This window comes from Streptomyces sp. NPDC096046 (assembly GCF_040303285.1).
Taxonomy (GTDB): domain Bacteria; phylum Actinomycetota; class Actinomycetes; order Streptomycetales; family Streptomycetaceae; genus Streptomyces.
Genome location: NZ_JBEOSZ010000046.1, coordinates 1 through 19,518, shown reverse-complemented (window position 1 = coordinate 19,518; position 19,518 = coordinate 1). Strand labels below are relative to the sequence as shown.

The 19,518-nt window shown below is 70.5% G+C and carries 22 protein-coding genes, 1 tRNA gene and 1 riboswitch; of the genes, 16 read left to right on the top strand and 7 right to left on the bottom strand.

The genetic code is table 11. The annotated features are described in order from the left end of the window. Nucleotides 1-133 precede the first annotated feature (133 nt). Together ABTX62_RS30130 and rdgB are read left to right on the top strand one after the other, a co-directional pair. On the top strand, nt 134-532 hold the full coding sequence (locus tag ABTX62_RS30130; RefSeq protein ID WP_352119139.1) for a hypothetical protein: 399 nt from the start codon (nt 134-136) through the stop codon (nt 530-532). 131 nt (nt 533-663) lie between these two features. Continuing rightward, nucleotides 664-1,266: an RdgB/HAM1 family non-canonical purine NTP pyrophosphatase gene (rdgB, locus tag ABTX62_RS30125; protein WP_352119138.1), complete on the top strand. Its 603-nt coding sequence runs from the start codon at nt 664-666 to the stop codon at nt 1,264-1,266. A gap of 36 nt (nt 1,267-1,302) precedes the next feature. On the opposite strand, the gene ABTX62_RS30120 is transcribed toward rdgB, so the two are convergent. The 4 genes from ABTX62_RS30120 to bcp all read right to left on the bottom strand — a co-directional run bounded on the left by ABTX62_RS30120 (nt 1,303) and on the right by bcp (nt 3,171). Continuing rightward, a tRNA-Leu gene (locus tag ABTX62_RS30120) sits at nt 1,303-1,385 on the bottom strand. Then, nucleotides 1,350-1,901 carry an HNH endonuclease gene (locus ABTX62_RS30115; protein WP_352119137.1) on the bottom strand — a complete coding sequence of 184 codons (552 nt, stop codon included), beginning with the start codon at nt 1,899-1,901 and terminating at the stop codon, nt 1,350-1,352. Before ABTX62_RS30115 ends, ABTX62_RS30120 begins: the two co-directional genes overlap by 36 nt. After that, nucleotides 1,898-2,560, bottom strand: a complete 663-nt coding sequence (locus ABTX62_RS30110) for an HNH endonuclease signature motif containing protein (protein ID WP_352119136.1) — start codon at nt 2,558-2,560, stop codon at nt 1,898-1,900. Before ABTX62_RS30110 ends, ABTX62_RS30115 begins: the two co-directional genes overlap by 4 nt. 143 nt (nt 2,561-2,703) lie before the next feature. Further along, nucleotides 2,704-3,171 (bottom strand): thioredoxin-dependent thiol peroxidase, encoded by a 468-nt coding sequence (bcp, locus tag ABTX62_RS30105; RefSeq protein ID WP_352119135.1) that lies wholly within the window; start codon nt 3,169-3,171, stop codon nt 2,704-2,706. 95 nt (nt 3,172-3,266) lie between these two features. Here bcp and ABTX62_RS30100 point away from each other — a divergent pair, with 95 nt between their 5' ends. Beyond that, nucleotides 3,267-3,596: a DUF3618 domain-containing protein gene (locus ABTX62_RS30100; protein WP_352119134.1), complete on the top strand. Its 330-nt coding sequence runs from the start codon at nt 3,267-3,269 to the stop codon at nt 3,594-3,596. 44 nt (nt 3,597-3,640) lie between these two features. Beyond that, entirely contained in the window at nt 3,641-3,997 is a 357-nt protein-coding gene (locus tag ABTX62_RS30095) for a GroES family chaperonin (protein ID WP_031140106.1), read from the top strand. A gap of 72 nt (nt 3,998-4,069) precedes the next feature. Beyond that, nucleotides 4,070-4,132: riboswitch (guanidine-III (ykkC-III) riboswitch) on the top strand. A gap of 40 nt (nt 4,133-4,172) precedes the next feature. Here ABTX62_RS30095 and ABTX62_RS30090 read toward each other — a convergent pair. Beyond that, nucleotides 4,173-6,584 (bottom strand): transglycosylase domain-containing protein, encoded by a 2,412-nt coding sequence (locus ABTX62_RS30090; protein WP_352119133.1) that lies wholly within the window; start codon nt 6,582-6,584, stop codon nt 4,173-4,175. A gap of 478 nt (nt 6,585-7,062) precedes the next feature. On the opposite strand from ABTX62_RS30090, the gene ABTX62_RS30085 reads away from it, so the two are divergent. Genes ABTX62_RS30085 through ABTX62_RS30070 form a run of 4 tightly spaced genes read left to right on the top strand, consistent with a single transcriptional unit; the run spans nt 7,063 to nt 10,424 of the window. Beyond that, nucleotides 7,063-7,863, top strand: a complete 801-nt coding sequence (locus tag ABTX62_RS30085) for an ABC transporter permease (protein WP_352119175.1) — start codon at nt 7,063-7,065, stop codon at nt 7,861-7,863. After that, on the top strand, nt 7,856-8,677 hold the full coding sequence (locus ABTX62_RS30080; protein ID WP_352119132.1) for an ABC transporter permease: 822 nt from the start codon (nt 7,856-7,858) through the stop codon (nt 8,675-8,677). The genes ABTX62_RS30085 and ABTX62_RS30080 overlap by 8 nt, the downstream gene beginning before the upstream one ends. Nucleotide 8,678: 1 nt before the next feature. Next, nucleotides 8,679-9,665, top strand: a complete 987-nt coding sequence (locus tag ABTX62_RS30075) for an ABC transporter ATP-binding protein (RefSeq protein WP_352119131.1) — start codon at nt 8,679-8,681, stop codon at nt 9,663-9,665. Nucleotides 9,666-9,698: 33 nt separating this feature from the next. Beyond that, complete coding sequence (locus tag ABTX62_RS30070; RefSeq protein ID WP_352119130.1) at nt 9,699-10,424, top strand: DUF1707 SHOCT-like domain-containing protein; 726 nt, start codon at nt 9,699-9,701, stop codon at nt 10,422-10,424. A 74-nt stretch (nt 10,425-10,498) separates the two neighbouring features. On the opposite strand, the gene ABTX62_RS30065 is transcribed toward ABTX62_RS30070, so the two are convergent. After that, nucleotides 10,499-11,833 carry an SGNH/GDSL hydrolase family protein gene (locus tag ABTX62_RS30065; RefSeq protein WP_352119129.1) on the bottom strand — a complete coding sequence of 445 codons (1,335 nt, stop codon included), beginning with the start codon at nt 11,831-11,833 and terminating at the stop codon, nt 10,499-10,501. Nucleotides 11,834-11,997: 164 nt separating this feature from the next. Here ABTX62_RS30065 and ABTX62_RS30060 point away from each other — a divergent pair, with 164 nt between their 5' ends. Together ABTX62_RS30060 and ABTX62_RS30055 are read left to right on the top strand one after the other, a co-directional pair. Further along, nucleotides 11,998-13,371 (top strand): DUF445 domain-containing protein, encoded by a 1,374-nt coding sequence (locus ABTX62_RS30060; protein ID WP_352119128.1) that lies wholly within the window; start codon nt 11,998-12,000, stop codon nt 13,369-13,371. Between the two features lie 73 nt (nt 13,372-13,444). Then, nucleotides 13,445-14,926 (top strand): MFS transporter, encoded by a 1,482-nt coding sequence (locus ABTX62_RS30055; protein WP_352119127.1) that lies wholly within the window; start codon nt 13,445-13,447, stop codon nt 14,924-14,926. A 372-nt stretch (nt 14,927-15,298) separates the two neighbouring features. On the opposite strand, the gene ABTX62_RS30050 is transcribed toward ABTX62_RS30055, so the two are convergent. Further along, entirely contained in the window at nt 15,299-15,607 is a 309-nt protein-coding gene (locus tag ABTX62_RS30050) for a hypothetical protein (protein WP_283973096.1), read from the bottom strand. Nucleotides 15,608-15,832: 225 nt separating this feature from the next. Between ABTX62_RS30050 and ABTX62_RS30045 the strand changes: the two genes are divergently transcribed. The 6 genes from ABTX62_RS30045 (at nt 15,833) to ABTX62_RS30020 (ending at nt 19,361) form a co-directional block, all read left to right on the top strand. Then, entirely contained in the window at nt 15,833-16,255 is a 423-nt protein-coding gene (locus ABTX62_RS30045; RefSeq protein ID WP_352119126.1) for an Hsp20/alpha crystallin family protein, read from the top strand. Between the two features lie 145 nt (nt 16,256-16,400). Further along, on the top strand, nt 16,401-16,859 hold the full coding sequence (locus tag ABTX62_RS30040; protein WP_352119125.1) for a DUF2267 domain-containing protein: 459 nt from the start codon (nt 16,401-16,403) through the stop codon (nt 16,857-16,859). A gap of 127 nt (nt 16,860-16,986) precedes the next feature. Then, nucleotides 16,987-17,790 (top strand): alpha/beta fold hydrolase, encoded by an 804-nt coding sequence (locus tag ABTX62_RS30035; RefSeq protein ID WP_352119124.1) that lies wholly within the window; start codon nt 16,987-16,989, stop codon nt 17,788-17,790. A gap of 18 nt (nt 17,791-17,808) precedes the next feature. After that, nucleotides 17,809-18,294, top strand: coding sequence for a winged helix DNA-binding protein (locus ABTX62_RS30030; RefSeq protein WP_352119123.1), 486 nt, complete (start codon nt 17,809-17,811; stop codon nt 18,292-18,294). Between the two features lie 72 nt (nt 18,295-18,366). Further along, on the top strand, nt 18,367-18,753 hold the full coding sequence (locus tag ABTX62_RS30025; protein WP_352119122.1) for a VOC family protein: 387 nt from the start codon (nt 18,367-18,369) through the stop codon (nt 18,751-18,753). Between the two features lie 254 nt (nt 18,754-19,007). Next, nucleotides 19,008-19,361, top strand: a complete 354-nt coding sequence (locus ABTX62_RS30020; RefSeq protein ID WP_352119121.1) for a hypothetical protein — start codon at nt 19,008-19,010, stop codon at nt 19,359-19,361. The last annotated feature ends 157 nt before the right edge of the window (nt 19,362-19,518 follow it).

The window sequence follows — 19,518 nt, the reverse complement described above, 5'->3', positions numbered from 1 at the left end:
AGAAGGCCGCTCGGTGCGGGCAACCGCGCCGAGCGCCCGCGCGTCTGAAGGAGTACGGGCGCACGGCTCATCCCTGTGCGCCCGGCCAGCCGCGCGGGCCCGACCGGCCCCGCCGAACGAGAGGGACCGCTCCATGGCCGCGAGCCGCCGACGCCGCACCCCAGCCGTCGCCGCCACCCTGGCGGCCGTCGCGCTGACCGCCGGACTCACCACCGGCTGCGCCGCCGTCGACAAGGCGCTGGACTGCGTCCAGACCGCCGACGCCATCGCCGACAGCGTCACCGAACTCCAGCAGGCCGTCGACAGCGCGGCGAACGACCCCACGCAGCTCGACGAGTCCCTCGACTCCATCGACAAGAACCTCGGCGACATCGGCGACAAGACCGACAACGCGGACGTCGGCAAGGCCGTCGACGACCTCAACAAGGCCGTGGACAACGTCCGTACGTCGATCAGGAACGGCGACGAGACACCCGACATCAGCCCCGTCACGGACGCGGCGGGCGAACTGACGAAGGTCTGCACGCCGTAACGCCGCACCGGCTTGGCGGGGCTCCTCATGTGCCGGGTTTCGACGGCGGTCGGGTGCGGGTCCGCGGGGGCCGGTCGCGCGGTTCCCCGCGCCCCTGAGGGAGCGCGATCCCGCCCGGCGATACTGGGGGCATGAGTCGCCTGATCCTCGCCACCCGTAACGCCGGGAAGATCACCGAACTTCGCGCGATCCTCGCCGAAGCCGGGCTGCCCCACGAACTCGTCGGCGCCGACGCCTATCCGGACATCCCCGACGTCAAGGAAACGGGCGTGACGTTCGCCGAGAACGCCCTCCTCAAGGCCCACGCCCTGGCCCAGGCGACGGGCCTGCCCGCCGTCGCCGACGACTCGGGCCTCTGCGTCGACGTGTTGAACGGCGCCCCCGGCATCTTCTCCGCCCGCTGGTCCGGCCGCCACGGCGACGACAAGGCCAACCTGGACCTCCTCCTCGCCCAGCTCTCCGACATCGCCGACGAACACCGGGGAGCCCACTTCGCCTGCGCCGCCGCACTCGCCCTGCCCGACGGCACGGAGCGGGTGGTCGAGGGGCGGCTACGGGGCGTCCTGCGCCACCGGCCCGTCGGCACGGGCGGCTTCGGCTACGACCCGATCCTCCAGCCGGAGGGGGAGACGCGGACCTGCGCGGAGTTGACTCCGCAGGAGAAGAACGCGATCAGCCACCGGGGGAAGGCGTTCCGGGCACTGGTGCCGGTGGTTCGGGAGCTGTTGGGCTGAGTAGGGGCCGTCAACACGGACGGCCCCCTTCAGTCGTGCGGCCGGTGGGAGTCGAACCCACATGGGCAAACGCCCCGAGGCACCTAAAACCTCTGCTTATACCGTTCAGCAACGGCCGCGTGCGAGGCCATGCTACCGGGGAAGCGTAGGCCGTCTATGCGCGTCTCGCCTCCCCGGCACCAGGTGCTGGTGACCGCGTGGCAGTTGGGACACAGCAACCACAGGTTTTCGCGTCGGTCGTCACTCCAGTCCCCGTTGATGTGATCCACCTCCAGCGTCATGGGTTTGCCGAGCCACTCGGGGCCGATGCCGCACCGCACGCACTGCTGGGATACACCGACGCTGCTGAGCGCTCGGCGCAACAGCGTGGTCGCGGTCCTGTGCTTGCTGTCATGACGGACCAGGATCTCCTCGGGGCGCTTGGCCGGGACGGTGCCCGGCTTGCCCCGGTTGTGTGCCTGGCCGAGGAAGTGCGCCGTGTCGAGGCGCTCCTGTGCGATGAGTCGACGCAACGCCAACCGCTGTCCGCCGTTGTCCGGCCGTCCCAGCCGGCGCAGCACCTCGGCGAGCGATAAGGACGCGGCGACCGCGACGCGCAGTTCTTCGGGCGTGGGCCAGGCACGCCGCCCGCTCATGAGGCCCGCCTCCGCACGCGTCCCCTGCCACGCCCTCGGTAACTGTCCGTCGTCGAGTGACAGTTGGGGCAGAGGAACCGAACGTTCTCCACCCGATTGTTGCGCCAGTCGCCGTCGATGTGGTCGACCTCCAAGGACAGCGGCTCCCCCTGCCAGACGACTCCGATACCGCACATCGTGCAGCGCTCCTCGACGCCCAGCTCGCGCATCGCCCTCTTGAGGCGGGCGCTCGGAACCCGTCTGGGGTGCGTGGAGGTGTCCTCGACGAGGATCTCCTCTGCCGTGCGGCGGCGCTGGTTGTGCCTCATCTTCTCCGTGCGGACCACAGGTACGAAGTGCGACGTGTCGATGCCGTATGCCTTGATGCGGCGGCTGATGTGAGTGTGGTGTCCCCCCACCAGCTCAAGCCCGACGTGCCGCAGCACGTCGTTCATGCTGGTCGAGGCGGACACGGCCGCTTGCAGAACTTTTCGGGTCCACCTGCTCCCCTCCCGCTCGAAGTGAGCGGTGTCCACCCCCAGCTTCTTCATTCGCTGTCGGATGTAGTCCCGCCTGGAACTCCGAGGATCCACCCCCAACCTCTCCAGTGCCTCCGTCAACGACCTCGCCCCCCGGGCCGCCTCCTCCAGTCGCTCCCTGCTGTACGCACTGACCCCCATGAAAAGCCCTCCGTCCCCGATCACCCGTTCGTGATCCCGTACGGAGTAACGAACCGCTTATCGGACCGTCACGCCCGAAATGCGGAGCGGCTCGTACCGGATCTCCCCGGTACGAGCCGCTCGCGGAAGAAGAACAGCGGGTCTCAGACCCCCAGGTCCTTGATGATCTTCGCCACGTGGCCCGTCGCCTTGACGTTGTACAGGGCGCGTTCGACCCGGCCCTCCTCGTCCACCACGATCGTGGAGCGGATGACGCCGACGACCGTCTTGCCGTACAGCTTCTTCTCGCCGAAGGCGCCGTAGGACTCCAGGACCCGCTTGTCCGGGTCGGCCAGCAGCGTGACCTTCAGGGACTCCTTGTCGCGGAACTTGGCCAGCTTCTCCGGCTTGTCGGGGGAGATGCCGATGACGTCGTAGCCCGCGCCCGCCAGCAGCGCCAGGTTGTCCGTGAAGTCGCAGGCCTGCTTGGTGCAGCCGGGGGTGAGGGCCGCCGGGTAGAAGTACACGATGACCTTGCGGCCCTTGTGGTCGGACAGGGACACCTCGGTGCCGTCGGCGTCGGGGAGGGTGAAGGCGGGGGCCACATCGCCCGGCTGGAGTCGCTCGCTCATCGGGCCAGGGTAACCGGGGGTGCTGACAGTGTGATGAGCCGTGGAGCTGACAGACTGTCCCGCACAGGCTTCACACCGACTTCGGAGGCGACACGGTGGCGGACACGGCGGACACCAGGACCCCGGCGCAGATCGAGGCGGACATCAGGCGCCGCCGCGCGACCCTGGCCGAGACCCTCGACGAGATCGGGGTGCGAGTGCACCCGAAGACGATCGTCGGGGATGCCAAGGCCAAGGTCGCGTCGAATATCGATCACACCCTCGGACGGGCCTACGTGGGGGTCAACCAGGCCGTCACGGACGTGCGGGCCCGGTTCGTGGACGAGGACGGCGCGCCGCGGCTGGAGCGGGTCGTGCCGGTCGCGCTCGTCGTGGTGGGCGTGGCCGGGCTGCTCGTGCTCGGCACGCGGCGGCGCAAGGGCTGACCCGACTGCGTACGTTCGCGGGGAAGACAGGTAGGTTTCAGGGCGTGAGCGCCAAGAGAAACGAGCACAGTACCCATCCGGACAAGCTGCCCATCCGGATGCTGCACGACCGCGTACTCGTGCGGCAGGACACCAGCGAGGGCGAGCGGCGTTCCGGCGGCGGCATCCTGATCCCCGCCACGGCGGCGGTCGGCCGGCGGCTGGCCTGGGCCGAAGTCGTCGCGGTGGGTCAGAACGTGCGGACCGTGGAGGCGGGTGACCGGGTTCTGTTCGACCCGGAGGACCGGGCCGAGGTGGAGGTGCGGGGGATCGCGTACGTGCTCATGCGCGAGCGTGATCTGCACGCCGTGGCCGCGGACCGCTTCGAGGGGGCCGAGGACTCGACGGGCCTGTACCTGTAGGACCGGCGCCAGCGGTGCGGAAAGGGGCCGGTGACCCTGGTCACCGGCCCCTTCGGCATGTCGTGCGGCCTTGCTGCGTTGGAGAGACCCCCGACGAGACGCGCCGTACCGGGATCAAGGCAAAGACGACGCACCGACACCGTCAGCCCGTCCCGGAGGTGCCCGTCATGCGTGGCTACTCGCGGCGGGCGCCCTGCGGGACGACGCCCCAGCCGGGGCGGGTCGGGCCGCCCGTCGCGTCGCCGTCGCCCGCGTCGCCGCCGCCCTCCGTCGTGCCGCCGTCGGTGGTGGCGCCGTCGGTCGTCGCGCCGTCGGTGGTTCCGCCGTCCGTGGTTCCGCCGCCGCTGGGGGACTGGCCGCCGGTGCCGCCGTCGGTGGCGCCCCCGTCGGTCTGGCCCTCGGTCTGCCCCGCGGGGGCGCTGGGGGACTGCTGGGGCGTCTGGGTGCCGGTGTCCTCGCCGCCGGTGGTCGTGCCGCCGCCGTCGGTGGTGCCGCCGGTGGTGGGGTCGGCCGGGGCGTCGCTGCTGGGGGCCTGCGGGACGTCGGCGCCGGGCTGGAGCCTGAGGTCGAAGTCCTTGACGGGCTTGCCCTTGAGGGCGTCCTGGGTGTACTGCGTCCAGATCTCCGTGGGCGCCCCGCCGCCGTTGATGCGCGGCAGGCCCATGGCGCCGTACAGCGACTTGTGGGCGGCGGTGACGGGGTCCTGTCCCATGACGGCGACGACGGTGGCGAGGTCGGGGGTGTAGCCCGCGAACCAGGCCGCCGTGTCCTCCTCGGCGGTGCCGGTCTTGCCGGCGACGGGGCGGCCCGCGCCCTGGGCGGCGGAGGCGGTGCCGTTCTGGACGACGCTGCGCAGCATCGAGGTGGTGGTGTCGGCGGCCTCGCGGCTCACGGCTTGCCGGGTGCGCCGATCGGGCAGTTCGACGGGTGTGCCCTCCTTGGTGACCTTCTCGACCATCGTGTAGGTGCCGTGCCGGCCGTGGTTGGCGAGGGTGGCGTAGGCCTCCGCCATGTCGAGGACGCTGGCGGTGGCGGTGCCGAGCGCGATGGCGGGGCCGTCGGCGAGGTCGGGGGTGGTCTCCGGGATGCCCAGGTCGATCGCGGTCTGCTTGACCTTCGCGGGGCCGACGTCGGCGGCCATCTGCGCGTAGACCGAGTTCACGGAACTGTCGGTGGCCTCGGTGACGGTGATGTCGCCGTAGGAGCGCTGGTCCTCGTTCTCGGGGGCGTAGGGCTGGCCGGTCCAGCCCTGGACGGGGCGTTTGTTGGTGCCGTCGTAGATGGTGTTCGGGGTGATGACGCGGCCGTCCTGGGTCTCCGAGTGGTTCTCGACGGCCGAGGTGAACACGAACGGCTTGAAGGTGGAGCCGACCTGGAAGTCCCTGCGGGTGGCGTTGGGGGTGTACTGCTTGACGTAGTCGATGCCGTTGTACATCGCCACGACCTTGCCGGTCTTGGGGTCGACGGAGGCGCCGCCCGCGCGGACGTAGGTGTCGACCTTGTTGTTCTTCTTGTCGAGCTTGGACATCAGCTTGTCGTTGACGGCCTTCACGAACGCGTCCTGCTTGCCCTTCTGCAGGGTGGTCGTGATGCGGTAGCCGCCGGCGTCGAGCCGCCGCTCGTCGACGATCTCGTTCTGGACGAGGTAGTCCTTGACGATCCGGACGATGTAGCCGCGCTGTCCGGACATGCCGGTGGAGAGGGTGGACTCCTTCGGCATGGGGAACGTCATGCCGGTGCGCTCGGACTCGGCGAGCCAGCCCTTCTTGACCATGCCGTCCAGCACGTAGTTCCAGCGGGACTCGGCGGCCTCGCGGTTCTCGGGGTGGGCGACGACGTCGTACTGGCTGGGGGCGTTGACGAGCGCGGCGAGGTAGGCGGCGCGGGCCGGGTCGAGGTCCTTGGCGTCCTTGCCGTAGTAGGCCTGGGCGGCGGCCTGGATGCCGTAGGCGTTGCGGCCGAAGTAGCTGGTGTTGAGGTAGCCCTCGAGGATGTGGCCCTTGCTCACCTCGCGGTCCAGCTTGATCGCGATGAAGAACTCCTTGGCCTTGCGCGTGACGGTCTGGTCCTGGCGCAGGTAGTAGTTCTTCACGTACTGCTGGGTGATGGTGGAGCCGGACTGCTTGCCCTTGCCGAGGGCGGTGTTCCAGGCGGCGCGGACCATGGCCTGGGGGTCGACGGCGGACTCGGTGTAGAAGTCGCGGTCCTCGGCGGCCAGGATGGCGTGCTGGGCGTCCTTGGAGATCTGGGCGAGGGTGACGTTCTCCCGGTTGACCTCGCCGTCGCGGGCGATCACGGAGCCGTCCGCGTAGAGGTAGACGTTGGCCTGCTTGGTGGCGAGCGCGTTGGCCGGGGGGATCTTCACGAGGGAGTAGCCCAGGAAGAAGCCGCCGACCAGCAGCAGCACGACGATGACGAAGGCGCTGAGCGTCATGCGCCAGGTGGGGATGATCCGGCGCCAGCCGGTCCGCTTCGGTTTCCCGGCCGCCATGGCCTCGGGCGTGCCCGGGGTGCCGTCGGCGTCCGCCTGCGGCTCTCTCGGTGGCCGGCCCGGATTCGGCCGCTGCGGCTGAGGCTCGTCACTCATGTCGTGCACGGACTCCTGTTTCGCGTCGTACGTCGTTCCCGTACGTCTCTGCTCGCTCTTGCGCCCCTGTGGTGAAGACTGTCCCATCCTTTGATCAGTTCCCTGATCGGGGGCCGGGCTGTGAGCCGTCCGGTGAGGCGGGCCGGGTGCGGGTGAGCACGCGGGTGGGCACGGGGTGAAGCGCGCTGTTCCGCACGTCGGCCGCATCGCGATCTCGCCTGTGCGACATTCGCCCGAAGGGGGACCCGACCGTGGATCGTGACGGCTCGTACGCTCCGTCCGGCCGGCACCGCCGCCACGCTGCTAGCCCCGGGCACGGACGCCCGGGCCCGTGCGGACGCAACGGATCGTACCGTCTGGGCCGGTGCGCGCTCGCCTCACGCCACCTCAGTCGCTCCCCGAAAACGCGTGGCATGCCCCATCAGGGGGCCACTAGGCTCCTGCGCTTCGGTGCCGGGCGGCGAGGAGGGCGGTGGATGTGGGCTCGGGGCGGTTGTACGCGGCCGTCGCGGCGGGCGGTTTCCGGCGGTACGCGACGTATCGGGCGGCCACGGTGGCCGGGGTGTTCACCAACACGGTCTTCGGCGTCATCCTCGTCTACACGTATCTGGCGCTGTGGGAGGAGAGGCCCCATCTCGGCGGGTACGACCAGGCGCAGGCCGTGACCTATGTGTGGCTGGGGCAGTGTCTCTTCGCGACGCTGGCGATCCAGGGCGGGGGCGCGGAGAAGGACCTGATGGAGCGCATCCGCACCGGTGAGATCGCGGTCGATCTGTACCGGCCGGCGGATCTGCAGGTGTGGTGGCTGGCGGGTGACGTGGGGCGGGCGCTGTTCCAGATGCTGGGGCGGGGGGTGGTCCCGTTCGTGTTCGGCGCGGTCTTCTTCCCGATGGCGCTGCCCGCGGACGTCACCCGGTGGGCGGCTTTCGCGGTGACGCTGCTGCTGGCGACGGTCGTGAGCTTCGCGATCCGCTATCTGGCGGCCCTGAGCGTGTTCTGGCTGATGGACGGTATGGGCGTCAGCCAGGTTCTGATGGTCACGGGGGTCTTCTTCTCGGGCATGGTGCTGCCGTTGAACGCGTTCCCGGGTGTGCTCGGTGAGGTGGTGCGGGTGCTGCCGTGGGCGGCGCAGATCCAGATGCCGGCGGACGTGCTGATGGGGGAGACCGACCCGCTGCGGGCGTTCGCCTTCCAGGCGGCGTGGGCGGTGGCGCTGCTGGCGGCGGGGCGGCTGGTGCAGTCGGCCGCGACGCGGCGGGTGGTGGTGCAGGGTGGGTGAGCGCGGTGCCCTGGCCGAGGGGGTGCGGGCCTATCGGCTGATCGCCGGGATGTGGGTGCGGTCCAGCATGACGTACCGGACCTCCTTCGTCGTCACGGTGATCGGGAACCTGGCGGTGACCGGCCTGGACTTCGTGGGGATCCTGCTGATGTTCTCGCAGGTCGACTCGCTGGGCGGCTGGTCACTGTCCGAAGTGGCGTTCCTGTACGGGCTGTCGGTGACGTCGTTCGGGATCGCCGATCTGGCGCTCGGTTCGATGGACGTGCTGGGTGCCCGGATGCGTGACGGCTCGTTCGACACGCTGCTGGTGCGGCCGGCGCCGGTGCTCGCCCAGGTCGGGGCCGACCGGTTCGCGCTGCGCCGGCTGGGCCGGATCGTCCAGGGCACGGTGGTGCTGGGCTGGGCGCTGGTGTCGGTGGACGTCGACTGGAACGCGGCCAGGGTGCTGCTGGTACCGGTGATGGTGGTCAGCGGCGCGGCGATCTTCTCGGCGGTGTTCGTGGCGGGTGCGGCCTTCCAGATCTACGCGCAGGACGCCGCCGAGGTGCAGAACGCGTTCACCTACGGCGGGACGACGCTGTTGCAGTATCCGCCGACGGTGTTCGGCAAGGACCTGGTGCGGGGCGTGACCTTCATGGTGCCGCTGGCCTTCGTCAACTGGGTGCCCGCCACCCATGTGCTGGGGCGGCCGTATCCGGTCGGGCTGCCGGGGTGGGCGGCCTTCGCCTCGCCGCTGGTGGCGGTGGTCTGCTGCGGACTGGCCGGGATGGCGTGGCGTACGGGGCTTCGTTCGTACCGGAGTACAGGGAGTTGACGTGACCGGGTCGGAAAGCGGGTTCATCGAACTCGACGGTGTGGAGAAGGTCTTCGAGGTGCGCAAGAGGACCGGCTTCATGAAGCGGGAGCGGCGGCGGGTGCGGGCGGTCGACTCGATCTCCTTCCGCGTGGCGCGCGGCGAGATGGTCGGGTACATCGGGCCGAACGGCGCCGGCAAGTCCACCACGATCAAGATGCTGACCGGCATCCTCACCCCGAGCGCGGGCCGGCTCCGGGTGGCCGGGATCAATCCCTCCGAGGAGCGGACGCGGCTCGCGCACCGTATCGGCGTGGTGTTCGGGCAGCGTACGACGCTGTGGTGGGACCTGCCGCTGATCGACTCCTACCGGCTGATGCACCGCATGTACCGGATCCCGGACGCCCGTTACCGGGAGAACCTCGGCCGCCTGGTCGAACTCCTCGATCTGGGCGACCTGCTGGACGTGCCGGTGCGCCAGCTCTCCCTGGGGCAGCGGATGCGGGGGGACGTCGTGGCGGCGCTGCTGCACGACCCGGAGGTCCTGTACCTGGACGAGCCGACCATCGGGCTGGACGTCGTGTCCAAGTCCAAGGTGCGGGAGTTCCTGCGGGAGTTGAACGCCGAGCGCGGTACGACGGTGCTGCTGACCACGCACGACCTCCAGGATATCGAGCAGTTGTGCAAGCGGGTGATGGTCATCGACCACGGGCGCCTGATGTACGACGGTCCGCTCGCCGGGCTGCACGAGGCGGGGGAGAGCGAGCGGATCCTGGTGGTGGACCTGGAGCGGGAGCTGCCGCCGATCGAGGCACCGGCGCCCGCGCGGGTGGTCCGTGTGGACGGGCCGAGGCAGTGGCTGGCGTTCCCGGCGGGGCAGTCGGCGGCGCCGCTCGTGGCGCGGATCGCGGCCGACCACCCGCTGGTGGACCTGTCGGTGCGGGAGCCGGACATCGAGGCGGTGATCGCGAAGATGTACGCGGACCGGGCCGAGCGGGCGATCTCGTAGCCCCCGGCGGGGCGAACTCGTAGTCTGCTGTGTATGACCGACGACGCAGTCCCGGACCTCCGCGCCTCCGACGCCGACCGTGACCGGGTCGCCGGCATCCTGAGGGACGCCGTCGCGGAGGGACGCCTCGACATGGAGGAGTTCGAGGAGCGGCTGGAGGCCACCTACAAGGCGCGGACGTACGGGGAGCTGGCGCCCCTCACCCGGGATCTGCCGGCCGAGGGCGTCACGGTGCCGGTGGTGTCCCTGACGAAGGACCCGGCCGCCGGCCCGGGGTGGTCCGGGCGGATCGTCGGTGGCGAGGGGTCCTCGAACTGGGCCGTCGCCGTGATGTCCGGCTTCCAGCGCAAGGGGCGCTGGACGATGCCCCGGCGGTTCACCTGCTTCGCCCTGTGCGGTGGCGGGGAGATCGATCTGCGCGAGGCGAACTTCGCGGACCGCGAGGTCGAGATCAACGCGATCGCGGTCATGGGCGGGGTGGATGTGATCGTGCCGTCCGGGGTCGAGGTCGTCGTCCGCGGCATCGGCATCATGGGCGGCTTCGACCACCGCGAGGAGGGCGTGCCGGGGGAGCCGGGCGCGCCGCGGGTGATCGTGACCGGGTTCGCGCTGTGGGGCGGCGTCGGGGTCCAGCGGAAGCCGACCCGGGCGGAGAAGCTGCGGATCCGGGAGGAGCGGCGCCAGGAGAAGCTGGAGCGCCGGGCGGGGCGGCGGGAGTTGGACGAGCCGCGCCGGCGCAGAGGGCACGGGGAGCACTGAGCGCCGGCAGCGGTGTGCCCGCCGCCTGCGGACGGGCGACGGGCACGGAGCGGGACGGGGGGGCCGGGGCGGTGCTACAGCTCCGCCGGCGCCGACCCCTTCAGCGTCTCCAGGTCGAAGGACTCCGCCATCCGCGCGTACCCCTTGTCGCTGGGGTGCAGATGGTCCCCCGAGTCGTAGTCGGACCGCAGCCGCCGGGGGTCGTACGGATCGCGCAGCGCCCGGTCGAAGTCGGCCACGGCGTCGTACACCCGCCCGGCGCGGATCTCCGCGTTGATCGTCTGGCGTACCGCCTCACGCGCGTCGGTGTATCCGCGGTGCCCGTGGAACGGCATCAGGGTCGCCCCGACCACCTTCACTCCGCGTGCGTGTGCCTGCCCCACCAGGGTGCGCAGCCCGTCGAGGATCGCGTTCGGGTCGGCCAGGCGCGGGTTGCGCAGGATGTCGTTGACGCCGAGGTCGATGACGACGACCTTCACGTTCGGCCGCTCCAGCACGTCCCGCTGGAAGCGGTTCAGGGCGCTGGGATTGTCCGCGGGGCGGCCGAGGCCGTCGGTGAGGACCTGGTTGCCGCTGATGCCCTGGTTGACGACGCTGTAGCGGGGCAGGTCCCGCCCGGCCGCGATCTGGGCGCGCAGCCGGTCGGAAAGCACGTCGGTCCACCGGTTGTTGGCGCCCGGGGTGGAGGTGATGCCGTCGGTCAGCGAGTCGCCGAGGGCCACGATCGTGCCGTCGGACTCGTTGCTCAGCACGTCCAGCGCGGTCAGGTAGCGCCAGGAGACGCTCCGCTCGGTGTAGGGCGTGCCCGTCGCGTCCCGCGCGTGGTCGCCCTGGGCGACGTAGGAGGTCTGGCGGGCGTGCGGGTGGTACGTCACGGGGCCGGAGCCGGTCGGCGTGTACGTGGTGACCAGGACGTCGGAGTCGGGCGGGACGACGACCCGGACCGCGTCGCTCATCACCTGCCGGCCGGGCGGGACGACCACCTTGGGGCCGCCGCCGAAGGTCAGCTGCCGCATGGTGTCCGCGAGCGCCGCGGCCGTACCGCCGCCCGCGGAGACGGCGATGGTCGCCCGCGTGATGTTCAGCGGGGACTGGCCGTAGAGATTGGACAGCGTCACGCGGGCACTCGTACCGCCGACGCTGGTGTGGACGACGTTGCGCACCGATCGGTCCGCCATGGCCGTCGTCTCGGTGCCGGGCTCGGCCGCGGCCGGGGACGTGGACCAGGTGCCGACCCAGGTGCCGGTGGAGGCCGGGGCGGCCGAGTTGCGCGGGACGCGGCCCTGGCCGACCGCGTTCCCGTCGGGTGTGCCGTTGTCGGACGCCACTCCGACGTACAGGGCGGTGGAAAGGGCCATGATCGCTGCGACGACCATGCCCAGGAGGGCGTAACCACGTCCTCGGGTCATGCTGTGATGTTCTCCTCGGGCGATGGGAGCCCAAGGCTCCGATCTGATGTGCCCATGATGCGTCATGGACCGGGGGAAGCTCACAGGACCCCGTGGCAATACCCCCTCCCGACAGACGCCGGGAACTCCTGCTCCGTTCCAGGAGTCGGTCAGCAAGGGACAATGTGTGCGGGATCACCGAGCGGGTGGAGCGGATGAATCGGACGAGAACAGAACAAAGCGGTGCCGGTGTCGGAGGGCAGCATGCCCGGCCCGGTGCCGCCGTGAACCGTGCGATGACGACCTTCAGCCCGGCGGACGAGGAGAAACAGCGCGGCGTGCGGCAGATGAAGCTCACCGCCACCGGGCTGCTGTTGTTCGTGGCCGTGGTCTACGTCCTCGCCAAGTGGGCGCAGAACTCCGGCGCCGGCCCCTGGGCGGGCTATGTCGCCGCGGCCTCCGAGGCGGGCATGGTCGGCGCGCTCGCCGACTGGTTCGCCGTCACCGCCCTCTTCCGGCACCCCCTCGGCATCCCCATCCCGCACACCGCGATCATCCCCACCAAGAAGGACCAGCTCGGCGTCTCCCTGGGCGAGTTCGTCGGCGAGAACTTCCTCTCCGAGGACGTCGTACGACAGCGGCTGCGTGCCGTCGGCATCGGCAGCCGCCTCGGCGCCTGGCTCGCGGTCCCCGAACACGCCGATCGGGTCACCGCCGAGCTGTCCACCGCCCTGCGCGGCGCCCTGACGGTCCTGCGCGACTCCGACGTCCAGGCCGTGGTCGGCGAGGCCATCACCCGCCGGGCGGCCGCCCAGGAGATCGGGCCCGGCATCGGCAAGATGCTGGAGAAGGTCGTCGCCGACGGCGGCCACAAACGGGTCGTCGACCTCGTCGTCAACCGCGCCCACGACTGGCTGGTGCTGCACCGCGACGAGGTCATGGACGCCGTGGAGGGCGGCGCCCCCGGCTGGACGCCGAAGTTCGTCGACCGCAAGGTCGGCGAGCGGGTCTACCGGGAGCTGCTGCGTTTCACCACCGAGATGCGCGACATGCCAGGCCATCCCGCGCGCGGCGCCCTCGACCGCTTCCTCACCGACTTCGCCTCCGACCTCCAGTCCGACACCGACACCCGCGCCCGCGTCGAGCGGCTCAAGGGTGAGGTGCTGGGCCGCGACGAGGTCCAGGACCTCATCGCCAGCGCCTGGACGGCCGTGCGATCCATGATCGTCGCGGCGGCGGAGGACGAGCGCAGCGAACTGCGGCTGCGGGTCCGCGCGTCCCTGCTGTCGCTCGGCTCCCGGATGGCGGCCGAGCGCAAGGTGCAGGACAAGGTCGACCAGTGGGTGGAGGACGCGGCCGTCTACGTCGTCACCGCCTACCGCAAGGAGATCACCTCCCTGATCACCGACACCGTGGCGAGCTGGGACGCCGAGCACACCACACGGAAGATCGAGGCCAACATCGGCCGCGACCTGCAGTTCATCCGCATCAACGGCACGGTGGTCGGCTCACTGGCCGGCCTGCTCATCTACACGGTGTCCCACGCTCTCGGGGCGTGACGAAGGCAACTCAGGGCGTAAGGAAAGCCGCTCAGGGCACTCGCACCGGGTTCACTCGACGAGGAGGGAGCCCATGGGCACCGCGCAGGCCGAAAGAGGCCGGACCATCACCACCGACATCCCCGCCCGCCTCGACCGCCTCCCGTGGTCGCGCTGGCACTGGACGATCGTGATCGGCCTCGGCACCGTGTGGATTCTCGACGGACTCGAAGTCACCGTCGTGGGCAACATCGCCGGCCGCCTGTCGGAACCGGGCAGCGGCCTGCCCATCACGTCCGGGGAGGTCACCGGCATCGCGGCCGCCCTGTACGTGGCGGGAGCCTGCCTGGGCGCCCTGTTCTGGGGCCGCCTGACCGACAAATGGGGGCGCAAAAAACTCTTCATGATCACCCTGGCGGTGTATCTGGCGGCCACCGCCTTCACCGCCGTCGCCTTCGACACCTGGTGGTTCTTCCTCTTCCGCTTCCTCACCGGCTTCGGCATCGGCGGCGAGTACGCGGCGATCAACTCCGCGATCGACGAGCTGATCCCCAAGGAGTACCGCGGCCGCGTCGACCTGATGATCAACGGCAGCTTCTGGCTCGGCGCGGTCTTCGGCTCGCTGCTGTCGATCGTCGCGCTGGACACGGACATCTTCGCGGCGAACGTCGGCTGGCGCCTCACCTTCGCGCTCGGCGCGGTCCTCGCCCTGGTGATCCTCCTCGTGCGCCGGCACGTCCCGGAGAGCCCGCGCTGGATGCTCATCCACGGCCGCGACGACGAGGCGGAACGCATCGTCTCCTCCATCGAGCGCACGATCGAGGAAGAGCGGAACGAACCCCTGCCGCGCCCCGAGGGCGAGATCACCATCCACCAGCGCCGCAGCGTCTCCTTCCTGGAGATCGGCCGCACGGTCTTCTCCGACTACCGCAAGCGCGCCGTCCTCGGCTTCTCCCTCTTCATCGGCCAGGCGTTCCTCTACAACGCGATCACCTTCGGCTTCGGCGCGATCCTCACGCAGTTCTTCGACGTCCCGAGCGGCAACACCGGCTACTACTTCGCCGTCATCGCCATCGGCAACTTCTGCGGCCCGCTGCTCCTGGGCAAGCTCTTCGACACGGTCGGGCGCCGCATCATGATCTCCGGCACGTACATCCTGTCCGGCCTTCTCCTCTTCGGCACGGCCTGGCTCTTCGACCAGGGCTCGCTGAGCGCGACCACGATGACGGCCTGCTGGTGCGCGGTCCTCTTCTTCGCCTCCGCGGGCGCCTCCAGCGCCTACCTGACGGTCTCCGAGGTCTTCCCGATGGAGACCAGGGCGATGTCCATCGCCTTCTTCTACGCCATCGGCACCGCGGCCGGCGGCATCAGCGGCCCGCTCCTCTTCGCCAAGCTCACCGAAACCGGTGTCGTCGGCGACACGGTCCTCGCCTTCTCGATCGGCGCGACACTGATGTGCCTGGCGGGCCTGGTCGCGGCGCTCCTCGCGGTCAACGCGGAACGCCGCTCCCTGGAGGACATCGCCAAGCCGCTGACGGCGGCGGAGAAGAGCGCGAGCACCGTCAGCGCAAGGTAGGAAGCCGGGGGTCCGTACCTCGGGCCGTGTGTCGGGGGCGTATGGGAAACCGCATACGCCCCCGCGACGGCTCCCCCTCCGCGGTCAAGTCGCCGCACCCGCGGCGGCCGGTGAGGAGACGACCGGACGGCGAAGGGGGCGGCCGGTCGGCGAAGGGGACGACAGAACTGCGCTATAGTTGATCTGCATCCGCTCGCCGGACTCCGGCAGACGGACGATGCGTTGGTGGTCCAAGGAAAGACGCCCCACTTCCTGTGGGGAGATGCAGGTGCAAGGCCTGCCCGGCGCTCTGACAAGAACCCCGGCCCTGTTCTCAGGGCCGGGGTTCTTCGTTGTAGCCACCGGCATCGGCCGGTCGGGTCGGTCAGCCGGTCAGCCGCGCCGATCCGCCACCACCCACGACGCCAGCCCCACGGCCCCCGCCACCCCGAACACGGCCGGCCAGGCACCCACCTTCTTCGCCAGCGGATGAGACCCGGCGAAGGCGGCGACGTACGCGGCCGACAACGCCCCCGCGGCCACCCCGCCGGCCTGCTGCCGCCACTGCCGCGCGGCCGTCACCCCGGCCGCGGCGAGCACGACCCCGCCGAGCGGCCGCTGCCTGGTCCAGCGGGCCACGCCGTACCCGCCCACGAGCCCGCTCGCCGCGACGACCGCACTGGGAACCCGAACCTTCGCCATCCCTGCCTCCTCCTGCGTCCTGAGCCCTGCGCCGCGCCCTTTCCTCCGGGCCCCGCACGATCTTGAGGCTAGCCCCCTCCCCGGCGGGGCATCCGCGCCAAGGGCACAGCGGCGAGGCCTCCAACATGAGCGGGGGCTTGTCAACTTTCCTCCTCCGAGCTATATAAGAAGACGCAGACCGTAGGGCATCGCACCGACTGCACCCGAAGAGAGGAGTGACCAGTGATGCTCATGCGCACGGACCCCTTCCGTGAACTCGACCGGCTCACCCAGCAGGTTCTGGGCTCCGCCACCCGCCCGTCCGCGATGGCCATGGACGCCTACCGCTCCGGGGACGATTTCTTCGTCCACTTCGACCTCCCCGGCATCGACCCCGAGACGATCGAGCTGGACGTCGAGCGCAACGTCCTCAACGTACGAGCCGAGCGCAGGTCCCCCGCCCCCGAGGGCGCGGAACCGCTGGTCGCCGAGCGTCCCACCGGCACCTTCACCCGCCAGCTGTTCCTCGGCGACACGCTCGACACGGAGCGCATCGACGCCTCGTACGAGGCCGGCGTCCTGACCCTGCGCATCCCGGTGGCCGAGCAGGCCAAGCCCCGCCGCATCCAGATCTCGGGCGGCGACACGCGCAAGCAGATCAGCGGCTGACCCCCGCGGCACCGCGGCAGCCGCCCGTACACAGGTCGCGCCGCCGGCACGATCCACCCGGCGGCGCGACACGCGCTCTCGACCGACCCTCGCACCAGGCACGCACGTACCCACCCGCGCACGCACCCGGAGGAAAACCCCACACATGAGCACGACGACGGTGCCCCGTGTGACGACAAGAAGCGCCGCCCACCCCGACGACGGCGACGGCTGGCCCCGGCTGATCGAAGCGGTCCGCGAGTCGGGCCTGTACCCCACCCGGTCGAAGGCGGAACAGGTCACCCGTACCGTCCTGGCCGCCCTCGGCACCCACGTCACCGGCGACGAACGGGTCGACCTGGCCCGCGCCCTGCCCCGGGAGGCCGCCCGGCTGATCGCCTCCCAGGTCCCGGCCACGCACCGGCTGACGGCCGCCGAGTTCGTCGACTCGGTCGCGGCCCGGACACCGGCAGCCACCCCGGCCACGGCCCGCTGGGACGTCAGCTCGGTCCTCGGCGTGCTGCCGTCCCTCGTCGGCGACGACCTGGTCACCCGCATCCTGGCCCAACTCCCGGCGGGTTACGCCCTCCTGTTCGGCCGAGCCGACCTGACCCCGGCACCGTAGACTCCCGGACTCCTGAAGCCGTAGGCTCCTGGGTTCCTGAAGCGCGTACGACGGCCACCCCATGACGCCCAGGGCGGCCGTCGGCGCGGCCGGCCGAGCCGACGACAACGGGGGCCCCTTGACCCGCATGACGTCCGGAACCCTCACCACCCCCGACGGCACGCACATCGCCCACAGGACTCACCACCCCCCGGGCGAGCCCGCGACCACATTTCTCCTCCTGCACGGCCTGGCGGGCCACCAGGGCGAGTGGGACACCCTCGCCGGGCAACTGCAGGCCGACGGCCACCGCGTGGTGACGTACGACGCCCGGGGCCACGGTGCCAGCACCCGTACCCCGGCGACCACGACCCGCGAGGCCCACGTCCGGGACGCCGTCACCCTGATCCAGGAACTGGCCCCGGCTCCCGTGATCCTGCTCGGCCAGTCCCTGGGCGGCCACACGGCGATGCTGCTGGCCGCGTCCCACCCCCACCTGGTGGAGGCCCTGATCCTGATCGAGACCGGTCCGGCGGGCCCGGGCCCCGACCTCCCGGCACAGATCGCGACCTGGCTGGACGGCTGGCCCACCCCCTTCCAGTCCCTGGGGGAGGCGGAAGCCTTCCTGGGCCACGAGGCATGGACAAGAACCCTGGAACGACGGGACGACGGCTGGTACCCGGGATGGGACCGCACCACGATCATCGACACCATCGCCGAACTGGCCACCACCGCCTACTGGGAGGAGTGGTCCCGCATCACCCGCCCCACGCTCCTCATCCAGGGCGAACACGGCACGATGCGCCCCGACGAACCGGCCACGATGCTCGCCCACCGCCCGGACACCAGGACGGTCCGCATCCCCGAGGCGGCGCACGACGTCCACCTGGACCAGCCGGCCCGCCTCCACGCGGAGATCCGCGCCTTCCTCCTTGACCTCAAGCTCGCTTGAGGTCCTACGTTGACCGGCATGAGCGCACCGACCGAGAACCTCGAGGAGTACTCCCACGAGGAACTGGCCGCCCAGCCCATCGGGGCATGGACCGGCCAGGCCTACCGCAGGGTCGTAGGGGCCATACGAGACCAACTCGCCGTGGAGAACCTCACCCAGCCCCACTGGTGGACCCTGAACCACGCCTCCGGCGCCCCGGGCACCTGGACCCGCGCCACCCTCACCGACCGCCTGACCCCCTACGACGACCAGAACACCGACTTCGACGCGATCTACGACGACCTCATCGCCCGGGGCTGGCTCACGGAGGACGCGACGGGCGGCATGAACCTCACCGAGGAGGGCGAGGCCGGCCGCCTCCGCGCCCGGGAACGCAACCTCCGCGTCCACCACCAGACCCACGAGGGCATCCCCGAGGCCGACTTCGTCACCACGATCAACGTCCTGCGCCGCATGGTCGCCAACCTGGGCGGCGACGGGAACCTTCCCGAGGACCCGAAATAGATCGACAAGGCCCGGCCTTCCCACGCATCCTGCGACAACGCACCTGGCGCAGACCTCTCAGGGAGACAGGCGTTGAACCCGACCATCCGCCACATCACCTTCGACTGCACGGGCGAGCCTTACGAACTGGCTCGCTTCTGGTCCGAGTTCCTGGGCCACCCGATCTCCGAGATGGACAAGCCCGGCGACGACGAGGTCCTGGTCGAACTCCCGGACGGCGCGCCCGGCCTCCTCTTCGTCAGAGTCGAGGAGGCCAAGACGACGAAGAACCGCATCCACTTCGACATGGGCCCCACGGGCCGCACCCGTGCCGATGAGGTCGAACGCGCCGTGGCCATGGGCGCCAGCATCCTCACGGACCGCACCCTCCCGAATGGCAGAGGCTGGGTCGTGATGGCGGACCCGGAGGGCAACGAGTTCTGTGTCGAACGGGGAGAGCTGGATCGAGCGGAGGACTGAATGCCCCGGGGCCGACGACGGCGCCCTTCAGCCCGAACCCGTCACTCGGCAACGCAAGCGGCACCCGACTCACGTCCTCCGCCGCCCCACCCTCGCCCCGGAACCGCCAACCTCAATAGAACCTGGGCCGTGAGTTCGTCCTGGCCAACCAGTGGCCCATCGCCCGGAAGAAGACGGCCGAGGCAATAACACGATGCGCAAGCACGTGGCGGCCCTTACGGTCGGTACCCGCTGAACTGAATCAGGAGGGGTACGTGCCACCAGGAGAAGGGGAGCCACGGGTGTACGAGATCCGCATCCACGGATGCCCCAACATCGAGGAGACGCTCGCACTTCAGGACCCGATCACACGCCTCCTCTGCCCGGACCCCGACCACACGCCCCCGTGCGACGTCCCCTGGAGCTTCGCCCTCGCCGCCGACGAGACCGACGACGACTCCACGACCCTCGTATTGGGCGTGTATACGACCAAGGGGCAGGCCACACAGGCGGCAAACCGAGTGCGCACCCTCGCGCTCGGGGCCCGACTCATCGCCGTGAGCGAGGGTGATGCCGGGGAGTGGGAGGAGCTGGTCGAGCAGCATCGTTTGGAGAGAGGGCTGCGCTAGTAGATTGTCGCGGCTTAATTTCGCTGTGTGGTTGGGTAGAGGTGGCGCAGCTTCACACGTGCGTCGTCGGTGGTGAAGTGCCAGTCGACTTGGCGCTGGTTGCTGTTGGTCTGTTGCTGCCAGGCGGCGAGTTCGGTGTTGAGCACGGCGATATCGT